This is a genomic window from Streptomyces sp. NPDC054757, assembly GCF_053612185.1.
In genome coordinates, this window is sequence record NZ_JBSHBW010000030.1 from 18,035 (window position 1) to 30,866 (window position 12,832).

Consider the following 12,832-nt stretch of genomic DNA (forward strand, 5'->3'; position numbering starts at 1 on the left):
ACAGTCAGCGCGATCTTTATTTCAGCATTTCAACAGCCGATGACCCGGACCGCGCGCTCCACGCACTCGGCGGTCAGCGGCAGCGGGCCCAGCGGTTCGCCGTCCGCGTACCCCGTGACCCCGGCGGCCGTCAGCTCGACCCGGCGCGCCCGGTACGAGGTGACGGCGGGGTGGCCGAGGTGGGTGCCCCGGTAGACCTTGGGGAAGACCCTGACCAGGGTGGTACGGGAGCAGGCGCCGACCACCGTGATGTCGAGGAGGCCGTCGTCCAGCTCGGCGTCCGCGCAGATCCGCATGCCCCCGCCGTACGACGGCCCGTTGCCGACGGCGACGAGTGTCGCCTCGATCTCGCGCGCCGGTCCCCCGTCCAGCGCCAGCCGGTACGGGACCGGACGGAAGGCGGCCAGTTCGGCGACCATCGCCAGGTCGTACTTCAGCCGGCCGGACGGCCAGCGCATCCGGTTGCCGCGGTCATTGACCCGCGAGTCGAATCCGGCGGCGAGCACGCTCCCGAACCAGCGTTCCGCGGGCCGCACGGGTGCGGCGCCGCCCGGGTCCGCGCCGCCGGGCGCGTGCGCCCCGCCGGCCGTTCCGGCACCCGGCCCCGGCACGACCCGGCCCAGGTCGATCTCCCTGATGTCCCCGCTCTTGAGCGCTCCGGCCACCGAGCGGCCCGCGGCGGCCGGGTCCCGTACCGGCAGCCCCAGCCCGCGCGCGAAGTCGTTGCCGGTGCCGACGGCCACCACCCCCAGCGGGGTGGGCGTACCGGCGACAGCCTGGAGGGCGAGGCTGATCATGCCGTCCCCGCCGACGGCTATGAGCGCGCCCGTCCCGCCCCGGACGGCATCCCGGGCCCGGCGCAGCGCGTCGGGCGCGTCGCTGCCGAGCACCGTGCGTACGGAGAAACCTGCGTCCCGCAACGCGGAGGCGGCCGGCTGCGCGGCGTGCGCGCCCCGGCCGCGTCCGGCGGTGGGATTGACGAAGAGGGTGATCTCGCTGGTCACCCGCCGGACCCTACCGGTCAGGTCACATCGTCGTAACCGCCGAGACCACTGGGCCTCGACCCGTCCGTCTCGCCGCCCGTCTGCTCCGGAACCCTGGACGCGGGCACGGTCTCGACCTCCCCTATGGCCTCCGGGGTGAGGTCGATGTCGGACGCCTCGTCGTCGTCCGGGCCGGCTGCGGCGCGCTGCGCCTTGCGGCGGTCGTTCATCAGCGAGATGACGGTGGCGAAGCCGTACAGCACCCAGATCGGTCCGGCGAGGGCCAGCATGCTCAGCGGGTCGGTGCTGGGCGTGGCGACCGCGGCGAAGACCGTGATGCCCATGATCATGCCGCGCCACCAGCCGGCCATCCGCTTGCCGGTGATGATCCCGACGAAGTTCAGCATGACGAGCAGCAGCGGCAGCTCGAAGGAGAGCCCGAAGACGACCACCATCCGGGTGATCAGATCGAGCAGGTCGTCGAGAGGCAGCTGGTTGTCGATGTGGCTCGGGGAGAGCTGGAGCAGAACCTTCGCCATCGTGGGGAGCGTCTCGTACGCGAAGAAGGCGCCCGCCAGGAAGAGCGGGAAGCCCGCAGCCACGAAGCCGACGGTGTACTTGCGCTCGTGCTTGTGCAGCCCCGGCGCGATGAAGGCCCACAGCTGGTAGAGCCAGATCGGCGAGGAGAGCACCACACCGGCCATCAGGGAGACCTTGAGGGCGAGGGTGAACGGCGTGAGCAGACCGTTCAGAACGATCCGGGCGCAGGTCCCGTCCCGCTGGTGGGCGAGTTCCGCGAAGCTCGTCTCGCACCCCACCGCGTGCAGCACCGGGTTGGTGAAGAATTCAATGATGTCTCGGTAGAAGAAGGCAGCCGCGATCGTGACGACGACGATCCCCAGCAGCCCTTTCGCCAGCCGGTTGCGCAGCTCACGCAGATGCTCCACGAGGGGCATGCGCCCGTCGGGATCCTTCTCCACTTTGCGGGCAGACACGAGCAACCCACGTCCTCATCTGTGCGGCGGGCAGCCGCTCACCGCGGTGCCCGCTCCGGCCCGGTTGTCAGCGCTTGGTCGAGTCCGAAGGCTCGGTCACGGGACGGGCGCTGGTCACGTCTCCCGGAGCGGCCTGGATCGTGCGCGGGACGTCGGCCTGGGGGTCCTGCGGCGGGTCTGCCGGAGCGGTCTGCTGACCCTCCGACTTCATCGCCTTGGCCTCGCTCTTGAGGATGCGGGCGGACTTGCCCAGCGAACGGGCCATGTCCGGAAGCTTCTTCGCGCCGAACAGCAGGACGATGACGACGAGGATCAGGATGATCTCGGGGGCGCCGAGCCTTCCGAACATAAGCTGTACCTTCTCACCGAGGCGGCTGGGGTGGGGCTGCCCGAGCGATCGGACAGGCGTCCGGTCGTCGTGCTGGCAGCGATCGTAACCCGCGGGGGTAAACGCAGGGCAATGCCTGTGCAGACTCACGCTTGCGGCCCGCGCCTCGCTCCCGGGCCCGCGATCAGCAGCGTACCGCCCGAAACGGCCCGGCAGCAGAGCCGAGCGCCTCTAGCGCAAACTTTCACCGCTCCGTGCGAGCCCGGTGGCCGCGCGCTCCAAGCCCTCCGCGGCCTGGCCGATCTGCTGTGTGGCGCGCGCCACTTGGCTGCCGAGGCGCTGCGCCTCGACAAAAACCCTGAGGGCGAGCACACCGAGTACGACGATTCCGATGAACCCCAGAACGATCGCGGTCATCGGCCAGAACATGGGGACCCCTGGACGGTGGAGTGGAGGCGCAGCGTCCGGACGCCGCCGCCGGTGAGGAGTTCGACAATCCGCTCACCGGCCGGTTTGCGGACCGGCACACCGCAGTCGGGGCAGGTGAAGGAGTAGAAGGTGGTACGCCGACTGGCCCCTATCGCCAGCCGGAGCGCACCGGCGGCCAGCTCGAACCGGCTGCGGCAGTCCGGGCACGCGGCCCGGAAGACGACCGGGCCCATATGCGCCGAGAATCCGGACATCACCGACATACCACTCAACCCCTCTCCTCCTGTACGTCGTAGGCGGCGAGCGCCTCCCGGGCCGCGAGCCGTGCGCTGTCCGCCAGATCGTCCGGCGAGACGATCCGCCCGTCCCGGCCGAGCCGCAGGGCGAGCCTGCGCAGCGAGGCCGGGTCGGGGGTGCGCAGCGTGATGCGCAGCCCGCCATCGGCCAGTTCCTCCGCGCTGTCGTGCGGGTAGTACTCGGCGACCCAGCGGCCACCGGGACCGACCTCCACCACCACCTCCGGGTCCTCGGCCGCCGGCTGGACGAGCCCCGCCGACAGGTCACGCAGCTCCAGCTCCGGCGGCGCGGACGGCTCGTCCAGCAGCCGGATCTCGGCGACCCGGTCCAGCCGGAAGGTGCGCCGGGCCTCGGAGAGGTAGCACCAGGCCTCCATGTACGTGTGACCGACCGCGAACAGCCGGATCGGGTCGACCTCACGCTCGGTCAGCTCGTCGCGCGCCGGTGAGTAGTACCGCAGCCAGAGCCTGCGCCGCTCCGAGATGGCCCGGTCGGCGTCGGCGAAGACCCCGCCCTCGGACTCGAAGGTCACCGAGAGCCGGGAGCTGGCTCCCGCCGCCTCACCGGCCGCGGCCTCCAGCTTCGCGGTGGCCCGCAGCAGCGCCTGCCGGTCGCCCTCACGGAGCCCCGGCAGGGTCGCCACGGCGCGCGCGGCCACCAGCAGGGCCGTGGCCTCGTCGGCGGCGAGCCGCAGCGGCGCTGCGACGTCATCGGCGTTGTGCCACCAGATGGACTCGCCGTCGGTGTCGATGTCCAGCAGGTCGCCGCCGCGGAAGCTCGTCCCGCACATGGGCAGCACATCCAGGTCCGAGATCAGCTCGTCCTCGGTGATACCGAAGGCGCGCGCCACATCCCCGACACGGGCGCCGGGACGCTCGCGGAGATACGTCACGAGGGACAGCATCCGGCGGGTCTGGTCGATCGCGTTCGTCGCCACGTGCTCCTCAGTCCTTGGCCACGGCGCGCAGCCGGTCCACCACATCGGCCCGCAGGTCCGCGGGGTCCAGCACGATCACGTCGGGGCCGAACTCCACCAGCCAGGCGTCCAGCCCGTGTCCGTACGGAATCTCCAACTCGTCCCACCCGTCGCCGAGTTCCCGTACGGCGGTGGCGCGTGAGCGCAGCGGGTATCCGGCGCCCGAGCGCAGCCGGATCCGGGCGCTGCGGGTCGCGGTCTCACCGGCCCAGGTCTCCACGGTCTCGCGTACGGTCACCACGTCCGGCACCGGGGCCGTGAACGCACCGGTCCTGGAACGGACCCGGCCGGTGATGCGGGAGAGCCGGAACACCCGCTCGGCGCCGCGCTCACGGTCCCAGCCCGCGAGGTACCAGTGGCCGTGCCAGCACTCCAGCGTCCAGGGCTCGACCTGACGGGCCTCCGGGCGGGCCGCGTTGGCCTTGCGGTAGTCGAAGACGACGGGCCTGCGGTCACGGCAGGCCAGCATCAGCGGCTCGAAGGCGGCCTCGTGCACCGGGATGCGCGGTTCCAGCGCGCCGTACGGCTCCTCGGCCTCGGGCATGCCGGCGGCCCGCAGCTTCTGCAGCGCACCACTGGCGGCGCCTGCCAGCCGGGCCTGCTGCCAGACCTTGGCGGCCAGCCCGAGCGCCGCTGCCTCCTCGGCGTCGAGAGCGACCGGCGGAAGCCTGTTGCTGTCTCGGCGGGCGAGATATCCGGCGTCCCCGTCGAGGCTCTCGACCGTCTCGATGACCAGGCCGAGTTCCCGCAGATCGTCCTTGTCCCGCTCGAACATCCGGTTGAAGGACTCGTCCGAACCCGCTTCCAGATACGCCTCGATGGACCCCCGCAGTTCTCGCTTGCTCAGGGGCCGCCTGGTTCCGAGCAGGCACAGTGCCAGATTCATGAGCCGCTCGGCCTTGGCAATCGCCATCGACGCCCTCTCTGGAGTCCGGGAGTGTCCGCCGGGGGCGGTCCCCCGGGAAGAACACAGCACGGGGAACGCGGGACGTTCCACGACCGCCGACCGTACCGCTCCGCGGTCCCGGGTCAAAAGCCGAGGGTCCATGCCGGCTGGCATGGACCCTCGGAAACGATCACTTCCGGTCAGACAGCGACCAGGTCACAGACGAAGATCAGCGTCTCGCCCGGCTTGATACGGCCACCGGCGCCGCGGTCGCCGTACGCGAGGTGCGCCGGGATGGTCAGCTGGCGGCGTCCGCCGACCTTCATGCCCTGGACACCCTGGTCCCAGCCGGAAATAACCTGGCCGACGCCGAGCTGGAACTCCAGCGGGGTGCCGCGGTTCCAGCTCGCGTCGAACTCCTCACCGGTGGAGAAGGCCACACCCACGTAGTGGACCTTGACCTTGTCCCCGGCCTTGGCGACGGCGCCGTCGCCCTCCCAGATCTCCTTGATCTCCAGGTCGGCCGGCGGCTCGCCGCCCGGGAAGTCGATCTCGGGCTTGTCGATGCTCACGTAACTGCTCCTACTTCTTGGTGCTGGGCAACCGGGACAGTCTTACATTGCCGCCAGAATGTCGACGACGAAGACCAGGGTCGACTTGGCCGGCAGGGTGGCGCCCTGGGCCTTGTCGCCGTACGCCAGCTCCGGCGGGATCACCAGCATGACCCGGCTGCCGACCTTCTTGCCGACGAGTCCCTGGTCCCAGCCCTTGATGACCGCGCCCTGGCCGATGGCCGTCTGGAACGGCGTGCCGGTCTTCCATGACGAGTCGAACAGAGTCGCGGACGCCTTGCCCTCATTGGGCTTCCAGGCGGCACCGCTGTACTGCATGTAGACGGTCTGGCCCTTCTTGACCGTGGCGCCCTTGCCCTGGATCAGCACCTTGTCGACCAGCTTCTTCGGCGGGTCGCTCTTCGGTACGGAGATGGTGGCCGGCGCTTCCTTGTCCGCCTTGATCTGCGGCAGGTCGGACGAGGTGGGGGCCTGGGTGCCCTCGACCTTCTTCGGGATCACCTTCTTGATGTCGAGGGCGAAGATCAGGGTGTCCTTGCCGGTGACGCCGAGCTGCTGCTGGCCCTGGCTGCCGAAGGCCGCGTTGGGCGGGGCGACGACCAGGACGCGGCTGCCGATCTTCTTGCCGGTGACGGCGTCGGCGAAGGCCGGGATGATCGTCTTGGAGCCGGCGGTGATGAGCTGCGGGGCGCCGCCCTTGTCGAACGAGCTGCCGATGTCCTTGCCGCTCTTCCAGACCTTGCCGGTGAAGTCGGCCATCACCAGGTCGTTCTTCTTGACCACGGGGCCGCTGCCATCGGAGAGGGTGTGGATGACGAACTTGCCGCTCGGATCCTTCTTGGGGACCGTGATGGACGCCTTCTTGCCGGTGCCGCCCGCGACCGTCGGCATGGGGGACGCCGAATCGACGGGCTTGGGCACGGCCGTCGACGCGGCCTTGTCGGGCGATGATGAGGACGAGGCGTCCGACTTCTTGGAATCCTCACCTCCGCAGGCGGTCAGCACCAGGGCCGGCACGATGAGCAAGGCAGCAAAACGGCGTCGCACAGTGGTCCTCGGGGTAGTGGGGGTGTCAGTGGCCGCCACTCTAGACTCCTCGTCCCCCATGTGGGCCTACGGCATGCGCGAGGGCCCCGCGCGCTGCTGTGCGCGGGGCCCTCGTGCGACCGGGGTGAGGACCGGTCACATCCCGGCGATCAGCTTCTCCACCCGGTCGTCGACCGACCGGAAGGGGTCCTTGCAGAGCACGGTGCGCTGCGCCTGGTCGTTGAGCTTGAGATGGACCCAGTCGACGGTGAAGTCCCTGCGCTGTTCCTGCGCGCGGCGGATGAAGTCGCCGCGCAGCCGCGCCCTGGTGGTCTGCGGGGGCACCGACTTGCCCTCGAAGATCCGCAGGTCGTCGCAGACGCGTGCGGCCTGTCCGCGCTTCTCCAGCAGGTAGTAGAGACCGCGCCTGCGGTGGATGTCGTGGTAGGCGAGGTCTATCTGGGCGACCCGCGGATTCGACATGGTCATGTTGTGCTTGTCCCGGTACCGCTCGATGAGCTTGTACTTCATCACCCAGTCGATCTCGGTGTCGATCCTGTCGAGGTCCTCCTCCTCGATGGCGTCGAGGGTGCGGCCCCAGAGCTCCAGAACCCTTTCGACCTGGCCGGTACGGATACCGCGGCGGTCCACGAAGTCCACGGCCTTCTCGTAGTACTCGCGCTGTACTTCGAGCGCCGAAGCCTCCCGCCCGCTGGCGAGACGCACCTTGCGCTGGCCCGTCGTGTCGTGGCTGACCTCGCGGATGGCCCTGATCGGGTTCTCCAGCGTCAGATCACGCATCACCGTGCCCGCTTCGATCATGCGCAGGACGAGGTCGGTCGCGCCGACCTTGAGCAGCATGGTCGTCTCGGACATGTTCGAGTCACCGACGATGACATGCAGTCTGCGGTAGCGCTCGGCGTCCGCGTGCGGCTCGTCGCGGGTGTTGATGATGGGACGGGAACGGGTGGTCGCGGAGCTGACGCCCTCCCAGATGTGCTCGGCCCGCTGGCTCACGCAGAAGACCGCTCCGCGCGGGGTCTGCAGCACCTTTCCGGCGCCACAGAGCAATTGGCGGGTGACGAGGAAGGGGATGAGAATGTCCGCGAGCCGCGAGAACTCCCCGTGGCGGGCGACGAGATAGTTCTCGTGGCAGCCGTAGGAGTTTCCCGCCGAATCGGTGTTGTTCTTGAAGAGATAGACGTCGCCCGCGATTCCCTCCTCGTGCAGGCGGCGTTCGGCGTCGACGAGCAGGCCTTCGAGAATGCGCTCGCCCGCCTTGTCGTGCGTGACCAGTTCGGTCACGTTGTCGCACTCGGGGGTTGCGTATTCCGGATGCGATCCCACGTCGAGGTAGAGGCGGGCGCCGTTCCGCAGGAAGACGTTGCTGCTGCGGCCCCATGACACAACACGGCGGAAGAGGTAGCGCGCCACTTCGTCAGGGGACAGACGGCGCTGTCCTCTGAATGTGCACGTGACGCCGTACTCGTTCTCCAGCCCGAAAATGCGGCGGTCCATGACTGAACATTACGCCTGATGGCCTGTCCTGAAACCGGGTTCGACGGCCCCGTTCCGATCATTTTCGGAACCGGCCACGACGGAACCGGTACCGCCGGGAGCTGCGAGGACCCGCTGAGTGGCCAGCAGGACGAGCAGCGCGGCGATCCCCCCGCCCGCCGCGGCGGCGAACCCGGCGGGTGCGCCGCCCGCCTCGACGGCCGGTCCCGCGACGGCGGTGCCCAGCGCCGCGCCGACACCGAAGGTCGTCACCAGCCAGGAGAACGCCTCGGTGACCGTGCCGCGCGGGGCGTGCCGGTCGACGACGATGAAGGCGCAGGCGATGGCCGGGGCGAGGAAGACACCGGCCACCGTCGTCAGCACGGACATCGCGGCCACGCCCGGCACCAGCATCAGCGGCAGATAACAGAGGGCCAGGGCGCCGACGATGACGCGCAGCCGCCGCTCGGCGGCGCCCTGCCACTGCCGTGCGCCGTAGACCAGCCCGCCGACCAGCGCGCCGAGGCCGATCGCCGCCATCAGTACGCCGTACGTCGGGTCGCCGCCGTGCCCGTCGGAGTAGGCGATCGCGGCGACGGTGATCGAGCCGAGCGCCAGGCCGACGAAGAAGAAGGCCCCGAGGAGGGCGAGCAGTCCGGGCGAGCGCAGCGCGCCCAGCCAGTGGGCCTCCCGGGGCGCGGACCGCCAGCTGCGCGAGGGCTCCGACACGGCGACGGAGAGGGCCCCGAGCACCCCGAGGGCGTTGACGGCCACCAGCGCGGTCGCCGCCGACCACAGCGAGACCGCCAGGGTGACGAGCAGCGGGCCGACCGTGAACATGACCTCCTGGGCCACCGCATCCATCGCGTACGCGGCGTGCACCCGGTCCTCGCGCTCCAGGACGCTGGGCCACAGGGCGCGCAGCCCGCCCTCCAGGGGCGGTGTGAAGAGGCCGGCGACGAGCATCGCGATGACGGCGAGAGCGAGCGGACCGGTGCCGACGACGGCGAAGAGCACCATGCCGAGGGCCGACACCAGGGCCGAAGGCAGCATCACCCTGGGCTGTCCGTACAGGTCGACGGCGCGGCCGAGCAGCGGCTGGCCGACCGCGGTGGCCAGTCCGTAGACGGCGGAGAGCGCCCCGGCGAGTGAGTAGCTGCCGCCTTCGGCGCGGACGAAGAGCACGACGGCGATGGCGGCTGTCGCGTTCGGCAGCCGGCCCACCAGTGTGCCGGTGAGCAGCCGCTTCACATGCCTGGTGCCGAAGAGTTCCGCGTATCCCGCGGCCATGTCCGCCCCTTGTCTTCCGGTCCCGGGCCTTCCGGCCCCGGCCCGAGTGTTACGTATAACGTGCCGGGTCATACGTACCATGTGCGCAGACCGCGAGTCCAGATGGCCGCGGCCGGGAGCAGGCCGGACGGAGGCCCGAGTGGACACCCGAGCGACGAGCCAGGAACCAGCGGTTCCGGCCCGCCCCACCAGCCGTGATGTGGCGCGCGCGGCAGGTGTCTCGCAGGCCACCGTGTCGCTGGTGCTCGGCGAAAAGTGGCGCGGGCGGGTCTCCGAGCGCACCGCCGGTCTGGTCCGCGAGGCGGCCCGCCGGCTCGGCTACCGGCCGAACCTCGCCGCCCGCGATCTGCGGCTGGGCAGGACCAGGACCGTGCTGCTGGTCGTGCCCGCGCTGACCACCGAGTTCTTCGCCCGCGTCTACACGGGCGCCGCGGCGGAGGCCGCCGAGCACGGTTTCGGGGTGGTGCTCTACCCCTCCCCCGAAGGCGTGGGGCCGGCCCGCGATCCCTTCGGGTCCGCGCGGACCGCGCTGGACGGGGTCATCGCCTCATCGATGGCTGTCGGGGCGCTCGCCGCGATCCAGGAGTCCGGTCTGCCGCTGGTGATGCTGGACAGCGATCCGGACCAGCCGGGGGCGGCGGCCCATGTGAACCTGGACATCGCGGACGGGATGCGTCAGGTGACGGGCCATCTGCTGGCGCTGGGCCACCGCAGCTTCGTCCATCTCGCACCGGCGGTCGACTCCTGGACCTTCGACGTCCGGGCCGCCGCCCTCCGCTCCGCCCTGCACGGGGCGGAGGTGCGCACGGTCACCGCCCCGCTCGCGGTGGACGCCGCACGGCGGGCGGCGGAAGAGGCGCTCAGCGGTCCCGGTCCCCGGCCGACCGCGGTGATCTGCGACGACGACATCCTGGCCGCGGGGGCCTGCAAGGCGGCCCGGCGGCTCGGACTGCGGGTGCCCGAGGACCTCTCGGTCACCGGCTTCGACGATCTGGCCCTCGCGACCGCGATCGAACCCGAGCTGACGACCGTGGCCCTGCCGGCCGAGCAGATCGGGCAGCGCGGTATGGCGGCCCTGCTCGCCGTCCTCGACGGCCGCCGCCCGGAGGGCGGTGATCTGCCGGTGAACCTGCTCGTACGCGGCTCGACGGGCCGGGCGGCAGACCCGGCCTGACTGCTCCGGGCTGACCGGACCGGGCTGACACGACCCGGACTGACGGCTCTGGATCGACCGGACCCGCCCGCCCAACCCCACCCTGCGCCACGCGGCTCCCCGCATGTGTGCCCCGGGCCGCACAGACGGCGGTCCGGGGCACGGACGGAACGGGTGGCGGGCGGGGTTACTCGTCCTCGTCCGACGGTGCGTCGTCCGTCTCGGCGGCCGATGCGCCGTCCTCGTCGAGCAGCCTGGCGAGCCGGCGGCCGACGATGCGCTTGAACTTGCGCTGCTGCGGCCGGGTCCGGTCAAGGACCGCCACCTCAAGACGTTCGGCGGGGATCTCCCGCTCGCCGCCGTTGGTGTCGCGGGAGAGCGCCTGCACGGCCAGCTTCAGCGCTTCGGCGAGTGTCATCCCCTCGCGGTGCTGCTGGTCCAGGAAGGTGCTGATCGTCTCGGCGTTTCCGCCGACCGCGACCGAACCGTGCTCGTCGACGATCGATCCGTCGTGCGGCAGCCGGTAGATCTGGTCGCCGTCCGGCTCGGTCCCGACCTCGGCGACGACCAGCTCCACCTCGTACGGCTTCTCGGCCGCACTGGAGAAGATCGTGCCAAGCGTCTGCGCGTAGACATTCGCCAGACCACGGGCCGTCACATCGTCACGGTCGTAGGTGTAGCCGCGCAGATCCGCGTAGCGCACACCGCCGATCCGCAGATTCTCGTATTCGTTGTACTTGCCGGCGGCCGCGAAGCCGATCCGGTCGTAGATCTCGCTGAACTTGTGCAGCGCGCGGGACGGGTTCTCGCCGACGAAGACGATGCCGTCGGCGTATTGCAGCACGACCAGGCTGCGACCACGGGCGATGCCCTTCCGGGCGTACTCCGCCCGGTCGGCCATCGCCTGCTGGGGTGAGACATAGAACGGGGTCGACACCGGCTATCCGTCCCTTTCTGTCAGTGACGAGTGCATCGGAAGGGCCTCAGAGCAGCTCGGCGCGCGGGCCGTCGGGCTGTTCGAGACGCCGCGCCAGAATCGAACGGGCGAGCTCGGAGCCCTCCTCATCGGTCAGCCTGCGGCAGCCCTCGTCCGTGATGACGGTGACGATCGGATAGATCCGGCGGCCCACGTCGGGTCCGCCGGTGGCCGAGTCGTCGTCGGCCGCGTCGTACAGGGCCTGTACGACCAGGGTGGTGGCCTGCTGCTCCGTCAGGTCGTCGCGGTAGAGCTTCTTCATCGAGCCCCGGGCGAAGATCGAGCCGGAGCCCGTGGAGGCGTACCCCTGCTCCTCGGAGCGGCCGCCCGTGACGTCGTAGGAGAAGATGCGGCCCTTCTCGCGGTCGACGTCGTAGCCGGCGAAGAGCGGGACCACGGCGAGGCCCTGCATGGCCATGGAGAGATTGCCGCGGATCATCGTGGAGAGCCGGTTGGCCTTGCCCTCCAGGGAGAGGGTGGTGCCCTCGACCTTCTCGAAGTGCTCCAGTTCGAGCTGGAACAGCTTCACCATCTCGACGGCGAGGCCGGCCGTCCCGGCGATCCCGACCGCCGAGTACTCATCGGCAGGGAAGACCTTTTCGATGTCGCGCTGGGCGATCATGTTCCCCATGGTCGCGCGCCGGTCCCCGGCGAGCACGACCCCGCCGGGGAAGGTCACGGCGACGATGGTCGTCCCGTGCGGCGCCTCGACCGGCCCCTGGGTGGGCGGCAGCGACCGCCTGCCCGGCAGGATTTCCGGCGAGTGGTCGGACAGGAAGTCCATGAACGAGGAGGATCCCGGCGTCAGGAAAGCGGCCGGCAGACGCCCGGTGCTACGAGGGTTGGCTTCCACGCGTTTCCTTCCGGATGGGCGGCGGCCCGCCTTCTGGAGGCCGGGCCGATCTTGCGGACTGTGAACGGACCTTACCCGTGCCCGCGCCGGTCATCCGTCCCGGTGCGGACGGCTTCCGCCGACCGCACCGATCACGGACAACAGGGGCTACTCGCCGCCCTTTTGGACGAATGACCGAACGAAGTCCTCGGCGTTCTCCTCCAGTACGTCGTCGATCTCGTCCAGAACGGAGTCGACGTCGTCCGAGAGCTTCTCCTGGCGCTCCTTGAGGTCCTCGGATTCCTGCGCCTCGGGCGCCTGCTCCTCGGTCTCCTCGGTGGAGCGCGTCGCCTTCTGCTGCCCGCCGCCGGTGTCCTTGGTCGCCATCTACCTCACCCCGCTCGGTTCGATGTTGCTGAGGTTGAAACGTTGAAACAGAAACAGCTGTGCCGACCGGAACGGACTGGATCGGACCGGTCCGGTCCGGTCAGAAGCGGATCGGACCCGCTTGATCAGACACTACAAGCGGGGTCCGACATTGGCCCCGCACTTTCCTCAACGTCCGGGACCTACTCCGATGATTCCCACCAGC

Annotated in this window: 15 protein-coding genes; 1 reads left to right on the forward strand and 14 read right to left on the reverse strand. The window is 70.3% G+C overall.

Annotated elements, in window-relative coordinates; all coding sequences use genetic code 11:
- Nucleotides 1-29 precede the first annotated feature (29 nt).
- From ACWGKJ_RS28265 to ACWGKJ_RS28315, 11 genes are all read right to left on the reverse strand, one after another.
- Nucleotides 30-1,004: a diacylglycerol kinase gene (locus tag ACWGKJ_RS28265; RefSeq protein WP_385022942.1), complete on the reverse strand. Its 975-nt coding sequence runs from the start codon at nucleotides 1,002-1,004 to the stop codon at nucleotides 30-32.
- 17 nt (nucleotides 1,005-1,021) lie between these two features.
- Nucleotides 1,022-1,984: a twin-arginine translocase subunit TatC gene (tatC, locus tag ACWGKJ_RS28270; protein WP_385022944.1), complete on the reverse strand. Its 963-nt coding sequence runs from the start codon at nucleotides 1,982-1,984 to the stop codon at nucleotides 1,022-1,024.
- Nucleotides 1,985-2,045: 61 nt separating this feature from the next.
- Nucleotides 2,046-2,327 (reverse strand): Sec-independent protein translocase subunit TatA, encoded by a 282-nt coding sequence (tatA, locus tag ACWGKJ_RS28275; RefSeq protein ID WP_164263878.1) that lies wholly within the window; start codon nucleotides 2,325-2,327, stop codon nucleotides 2,046-2,048.
- A gap of 210 nt (nucleotides 2,328-2,537) precedes the next feature.
- Nucleotides 2,538-2,735: a hypothetical protein gene (locus ACWGKJ_RS28280; RefSeq protein ID WP_385022946.1), complete on the reverse strand. Its 198-nt coding sequence runs from the start codon at nucleotides 2,733-2,735 to the stop codon at nucleotides 2,538-2,540.
- Nucleotides 2,720-2,998 carry a hypothetical protein gene (locus tag ACWGKJ_RS28285; protein ID WP_385023051.1) on the reverse strand — a complete coding sequence of 93 codons (279 nt, stop codon included), beginning with the start codon at nucleotides 2,996-2,998 and terminating at the stop codon, nucleotides 2,720-2,722. The genes ACWGKJ_RS28280 and ACWGKJ_RS28285 overlap by 16 nt, the downstream gene beginning before the upstream one ends.
- Before the next feature lie 5 nt (nucleotides 2,999-3,003).
- Nucleotides 3,004-3,969 carry a helix-turn-helix transcriptional regulator gene (locus ACWGKJ_RS28290; RefSeq protein ID WP_385022948.1) on the reverse strand — a complete coding sequence of 322 codons (966 nt, stop codon included), beginning with the start codon at nucleotides 3,967-3,969 and terminating at the stop codon, nucleotides 3,004-3,006.
- 7 nt (nucleotides 3,970-3,976) lie between these two features.
- On the reverse strand, nucleotides 3,977-4,921 hold the full coding sequence (locus tag ACWGKJ_RS28295) for a helix-turn-helix transcriptional regulator (RefSeq protein ID WP_385022950.1): 945 nt from the start codon (nucleotides 4,919-4,921) through the stop codon (nucleotides 3,977-3,979).
- A gap of 173 nt (nucleotides 4,922-5,094) precedes the next feature.
- Nucleotides 5,095-5,466: an FKBP-type peptidyl-prolyl cis-trans isomerase gene (locus ACWGKJ_RS28300; protein WP_385022952.1), complete on the reverse strand. Its 372-nt coding sequence runs from the start codon at nucleotides 5,464-5,466 to the stop codon at nucleotides 5,095-5,097.
- 42 nt (nucleotides 5,467-5,508) lie between these two features.
- Complete coding sequence (locus tag ACWGKJ_RS28305; protein WP_385022954.1) at nucleotides 5,509-6,513, reverse strand: FKBP-type peptidyl-prolyl cis-trans isomerase; 1,005 nt, start codon at nucleotides 6,511-6,513, stop codon at nucleotides 5,509-5,511.
- 135 nt (nucleotides 6,514-6,648) lie between these two features.
- Entirely contained in the window at nucleotides 6,649-8,010 is a 1,362-nt protein-coding gene (pafA, locus tag ACWGKJ_RS28310) for a Pup--protein ligase (RefSeq protein ID WP_385022956.1), read from the reverse strand.
- A 9-nt stretch (nucleotides 8,011-8,019) separates the two neighbouring features.
- The gene (locus tag ACWGKJ_RS28315; protein ID WP_385022958.1) at nucleotides 8,020-9,279 is read right to left on the reverse strand and encodes an MFS transporter; all 1,260 of its coding nucleotides are present in this window, start codon (nucleotides 9,277-9,279) and stop codon (nucleotides 8,020-8,022) included.
- Nucleotides 9,280-9,358: 79 nt separating this feature from the next.
- Here ACWGKJ_RS28315 and ACWGKJ_RS28320 point away from each other — a divergent pair, with 79 nt between their 5' ends.
- Nucleotides 9,359-10,453, forward strand: a complete 1,095-nt coding sequence (locus tag ACWGKJ_RS28320) for a LacI family DNA-binding transcriptional regulator (RefSeq protein WP_385022960.1) — start codon at nucleotides 9,359-9,361, stop codon at nucleotides 10,451-10,453.
- Nucleotides 10,454-10,619: 166 nt separating this feature from the next.
- Here the strand turns inward: ACWGKJ_RS28320 and prcA are convergent, their stop codons facing one another.
- The 3 genes from prcA to ACWGKJ_RS28335 form a co-directional block, all read right to left on the reverse strand.
- On the reverse strand, nucleotides 10,620-11,369 hold the full coding sequence (gene prcA / locus ACWGKJ_RS28325) for a proteasome subunit alpha (RefSeq protein ID WP_385022962.1): 750 nt from the start codon (nucleotides 11,367-11,369) through the stop codon (nucleotides 10,620-10,622).
- Between the two features lie 46 nt (nucleotides 11,370-11,415).
- Nucleotides 11,416-12,261 carry a proteasome subunit beta gene (gene prcB / locus ACWGKJ_RS28330; RefSeq protein WP_385022964.1) on the reverse strand — a complete coding sequence of 282 codons (846 nt, stop codon included), beginning with the start codon at nucleotides 12,259-12,261 and terminating at the stop codon, nucleotides 11,416-11,418.
- Between the two features lie 147 nt (nucleotides 12,262-12,408).
- Nucleotides 12,409-12,627: a ubiquitin-like protein Pup gene (locus ACWGKJ_RS28335; RefSeq protein ID WP_385022966.1), complete on the reverse strand. Its 219-nt coding sequence runs from the start codon at nucleotides 12,625-12,627 to the stop codon at nucleotides 12,409-12,411.
- Between the last annotated feature and the right edge of the window lie 205 nt (nucleotides 12,628-12,832).

Excerpts from the sequence above, each read along its gene's own strand:
- ACWGKJ_RS28280 (WP_385022946.1), bottom strand. The coding sequence starts at position 2,735 with ATGTTCTGGCCGATGACCGCGATCGTTCTGGGGTTCATCGGAATCGTC.
- ACWGKJ_RS28285 (WP_385023051.1), bottom strand. The coding sequence starts at position 2,998 with ATGTCGGTGATGTCCGGATTCTCGGCGCATATGGGCCCGGTCGTCTTC.
- ACWGKJ_RS28315 (WP_385022958.1), bottom strand. The coding sequence starts at position 9,279 with ATGGCCGCGGGATACGCGGAACTCTTCGGCACCAGGCATGTGAAGCGG.
- ACWGKJ_RS28320 (WP_385022960.1), top strand. The coding sequence starts at position 9,359 with ATGTGCGCAGACCGCGAGTCCAGATGGCCGCGGCCGGGAGCAGGCCGG.
- tatA (WP_164263878.1), bottom strand. The coding sequence starts at position 2,327 with ATGTTCGGAAGGCTCGGCGCCCCCGAGATCATCCTGATCCTCGTCGTC.
- pafA (WP_385022956.1), bottom strand. The coding sequence starts at position 8,010 with ATGGACCGCCGCATTTTCGGGCTGGAGAACGAGTACGGCGTCACGTGC.
- ACWGKJ_RS28335 (WP_385022966.1), bottom strand. The coding sequence starts at position 12,627 with ATGGCGACCAAGGACACCGGCGGCGGGCAGCAGAAGGCGACGCGCTCC.
- ACWGKJ_RS28295 (WP_385022950.1), bottom strand. The coding sequence starts at position 4,921 with ATGGCGATTGCCAAGGCCGAGCGGCTCATGAATCTGGCACTGTGCCTG.